The 3,776-nt window shown below is 61.3% G+C and carries 4 protein-coding genes and 1 pseudogene; all 5 read left to right on the plus strand.

Annotation, left to right across the window (positions count from 1 at the left end; all coding sequences use genetic code 11):
* The coding region (locus ACILRN_RS16105) for a YcjF family protein (protein ID WP_395689982.1) at positions 1-986 on the plus strand (986 nt) is incomplete at its 5' end.
* Between the two features lie 100 nt (positions 987-1,086).
* Positions 1,087-2,262 (plus strand): VWA domain-containing protein, encoded by a 1,176-nt coding sequence (locus tag ACILRN_RS16110; protein ID WP_395689983.1) that lies wholly within the window; start codon positions 1,087-1,089, stop codon positions 2,260-2,262.
* Between the two features lie 127 nt (positions 2,263-2,389).
* Positions 2,390-2,833 (plus strand): YeeE/YedE family protein, encoded by a 444-nt coding sequence (locus ACILRN_RS16115; protein WP_395689984.1) that lies wholly within the window; start codon positions 2,390-2,392, stop codon positions 2,831-2,833.
* A gap of 1 nt (position 2,834) precedes the next feature.
* A complete protein-coding gene (locus tag ACILRN_RS16120) occupies positions 2,835-3,266 on the plus strand; it encodes a DUF6691 family protein (protein WP_395689985.1) in 432 nt (143 codons plus the stop codon).
* 28 nt (positions 3,267-3,294) lie between these two features.
* Positions 3,295-3,776: pseudogene (locus ACILRN_RS16125) on the plus strand (ionic transporter y4hA); the annotation flags it as partial.

Raw genomic sequence — 3,776 nt, forward strand, 5'->3', positions numbered from 1 at the left:
GTCGGCCTCAGGCCTTCGTCATTGAAACCGGCGAGCCGCATGTAAGGCCATCCGCCATCCACCTTGAACCGGAAACGGATGACGGTCAGGTGATCGTTCTGCCGCCGGCGCCGCTTGCGCGGCCAGCTAAGCTGCCCTGGGGTGGGCTGCTGGCCAGTGGTGTATTCATCCTCGTCCTGATGTGGGCAGGACTCACCGTCAGCCAGTTGATTGAAGATTTTTTCTCGCGGGCACCGCTCCTGGGCTGGTTGGCAACGGCCGCAGCAGCCACGGCTGGGCTTGCCGCACTGGTCATTCTGTCGCGCGAAATCTGGGCACTGGCTAGGCTTCGGCGCATTGCCCACATCCAGGCCGATGCCGCCCATGCGATCAACAGCGATGATCTGCCGGCTGCCAGACGGGCCATCACCCAGTTGCGCGCACTATACAGGCGACGGCCCGACGCACAACTCGGGTTGCGCGAACTCAGCGCCTATGAGAGCGACATTCTTGACGGCCGCGCGCGCATCCGGCTTGCCGAGCGCCATCTGGTCAGCTCAAGGGATGCCGAGGCCCACCGCATCATTGCCCATGCGGCCCGCCGCATTACGCTGCTGACCACGGTCGCCCCCACCGCCGCACTCGACATCCTGCTGGTAGCCACCCAGAACCTTCGCATGATCCGGGACCTGGCGACGCTCTATGGCGGGCGCCCTTCAACCCTCGCCACGGTCCGGCTGGCACGTATGGTCATTGGTCACCTCGCAGTCACCGGCGGAATTGCGCTCTCCGACAATTTGATCCAGCACGTGGTCGGCAAGGGGCTGTTGGGCAGATTGTCGGCCCGATTTGGCGAAGGCACCGTCAATGGCATCTTGACTGCTCGGGTCGGCCTCGCCGCGCGGGATGTCTGCCGCCCGATTCCACAGGAGCCCTCTGCCAAGGAAACCCTGTCCAGCCTTATGAAGGAGCTCGTGTCCAGCGGCTCTGATACGAACCCGCCATGAAACACCCGGACGCGTTTCTTGCCGCCCTGTCTGGCTGCCGTCCTGCGCTGACCATCACTGGCGCGAGCACCATTCTGACTGCCTCATTGAGTGGAACCGGATGTTTCTAACTTTCTTTGGTGCGCTTCGTGACGCGGGGCTTCCAGTCTCCCTGCAGGAATATCTGACTCTCCTCGCCGCTCTGGACCGGGGCGTGGCCCGGGGATCAGTGGACGATTTCTACGTTCTGTCCCGAAGCGCGCTGGTCAAGGACGAGCGCAATCTTGACCGATTTGATCAGGTCTTCGGCCGCGTGTTCAAGGGTCTTGAGAGGGTCGGTGACGCCTTCACTGCGGCGATACCGGAAGAATGGCTGCGCAAACTCGTCGAAAGACACCTGAGTGAAGACGAGAAGCAGCATATTCAGGCACTCGGCGGGATCACGGCGATTCTCGCAGAGCTTGAGAAACGACTTGCGGAGCAACGAGGTCGCCATCAGGGCGGTAACAAATGGGTTGGAACAGCCGGCACCTCGCCTTTCGGGAACTCCGGCTACAATCCGGCTGGCGTGCGTATTGGCCAGGATGCAAACCGCAGTCACTCTGCCGTCAAGATTTGGGAACGACGCGAATTCCGCGATCTGAATGGTGAGCTCGACCTTGGCACGCGCAACATCCGGCTGGCGCTTCGCCGGTTGCGCAAGTTCGCCAGAGAGGGCGTTGCCCAGGAGCTGGACCTGTCCGGCACGATCGGCGCCACGGCCCGCCAAGGCTGGCTGGACGTCAAGCTGGTGCCGGAACGGCGCAATAGCGTCAAGGTTCTGATCTTTTTTGACGTCGGCGGCTCCATGGACCCACATGTCCGGATCTGCGAGGAGCTGTTCTCGGCCGCCCGCTCGGCATTCAAGCACCTGAAGTACTTCTACTTTCACAATTGCATATACGAAAGCGTATGGACCGAGAATCGCCGCCGGGCAGGAACGAGCATGGAGACCTGGCAGGTGCTGAACACCTATGGATCGGATTACAAGATTATCTTCGTGGGGGATGCGACGATGAGCCCCTTCGAGCTCACGCATCCGGGGGGCTCCGTCGAGCATTGGAACGAGGAGCCCGGACTTGCCTGGCTGCACCGCATAACGACCACCTATCCTGCCGCCATCTGGCTCAACCCATCTCCGGAGCGGTATTGGGCCCACTCCCACTCGACCGGTCTGATCGCCAGCACGCTGGGAAAACGCATGTTCCCGCTCACCCTCGACGGCATCGACCGGGCAATGCGTGAGCTTGTTCGCTGAAACACGGCAGCTAACCGCTCAGCCGGGACGCATAACGCCTTTGCGACCCACAAACGCAGAAGGGCTTTTCTTTTGCCTGCAATCACGGCATTGACGTTGTACAAGGCTACCGAAGGATCGTTTCAAGATGACGACATATATCACCGAATTCACGCCATTGTCTGGCTTGCTGGGCGGCGTCCTGATCGGCCTTTCGGCCGTCATGCTGATGGGCGGTCTGGGCCGCATCGCCGGTGTCTCTGGCATCTTCGGCGCATTGCTTGGCGGGGCATGGCTTGACGGCAGCAGCTGGCGCTGGCTGTTCCTCCTCGGACTGCCGTTGGGTGCGGCCACAACCGTCATGCTCGGCGGGTTCGAACCCGCCGCGATGGTCTTCGCGGAAGACCTGAGCGTGATTGCAGTGGGAGGCCTTCTGGTCGGCATCGGAACCGCGCTCGGCGCCGGCTGCACATCGGGGCATGGCATCTGCGGCCTGTCCCGCCTGTCACCGCGCAGCCTGGTGGCAACGCCTGTCTTCATGGCCATGGCCATCGTCACCGTGTTCATCATGCGCTATACGTCAGGAGTTTGACATGCAACGCTTGACCGCACTGCTTGCCGGCCTCGTGTTTGGCGCCGGCGTGACCGTCTCCGGCATGGTCAACCCACTCAAGGTGCAGAATTTCCTTGATCTGATCGGAGCCTGGGATCCGACCCTGCTTCTGGTCATGGGTGGAGCGCTTGCAGTCACATTGGCTGGCTATGCCTTCGTCCTGCAAAAGCCGAAGCCATTGTTCACGGAAGACTTTCAGCTGCCATCGACCTCCACGATCGATGCCCGCCTGATCTGCGGCGCAGTGATTTTCGGTATCGGCTGGGGCATGACCGGCTTTTGTCCTGGTCCAGCCATCGCTTCACTTGCCTTTGGCCTTCTCCCATCTTTTGTGTTCGTGGCCACGATGGCGCTTGGCATGATCGCCGTGCGCCTTCTGACGCGAGTCTCCCGGCAGATGGCTGACGGCTAAACCACCATCAAACGACAAGTGATATCAAATGGCAGGACATTCAGTCTCCACAAATCCGATCTGGACGGTTGCAGTCCCCATTTTCTCTGGACTTCTGGTAGTGCTCTACTTCGGTGGCCTGCTGCCGAGGGACTACAATGCGGTGCGGGCGGCCGAAATCTTCCTGCTGTGCGGCGCCGTGTTTGCCGCAGTCCACCACGCGGAGGTGGTGAGCGCTCGCGTCGGCGAGCCATTTGGCTCCCTCATCCTTGCACTCGCTGTCACCATCATCGAGGTCGGACTCATCGTGACGCTGATGCTGGCGGACGAATACGGTGGCGCCACCGTCGCACGCGACACGGTCTACGCAGCCGTCATGCTGGTGCTGACCGGACTCATCGGCCTGTGCCTCGTGACAGGCGGCCACCGGCACTATGAACAGAAAATCCGCGTAAGCGGAACCTCGTCATATCTTGCAGTGCTTGGCACGCTGGTATCGATCGGGCTGATCCTGCCCAACTTCACAACATC

The sequence above is a fragment of the Aestuariivirga sp. genome, assembly GCF_044238155.1.
Classification (GTDB): domain Bacteria; phylum Pseudomonadota; class Alphaproteobacteria; order Rhizobiales; family Aestuariivirgaceae; genus Aestuariivirga.

What these genes read in the sequence shown, in the direction of transcription:
- ACILRN_RS16110 (WP_395689983.1), top strand. Translation starts at nt 1,087, where the DNA reads ATGTTTCTAACTTTCTTTGGTGCGCTTCGTGACGCGGGGCTTCCAGTC.
- ACILRN_RS16115 (WP_395689984.1), top strand. Translation starts at nt 2,390, where the DNA reads ATGACGACATATATCACCGAATTCACGCCATTGTCTGGCTTGCTGGGC.
- ACILRN_RS16120 (WP_395689985.1), top strand. Translation starts at nt 2,835, where the DNA reads ATGCAACGCTTGACCGCACTGCTTGCCGGCCTCGTGTTTGGCGCCGGC.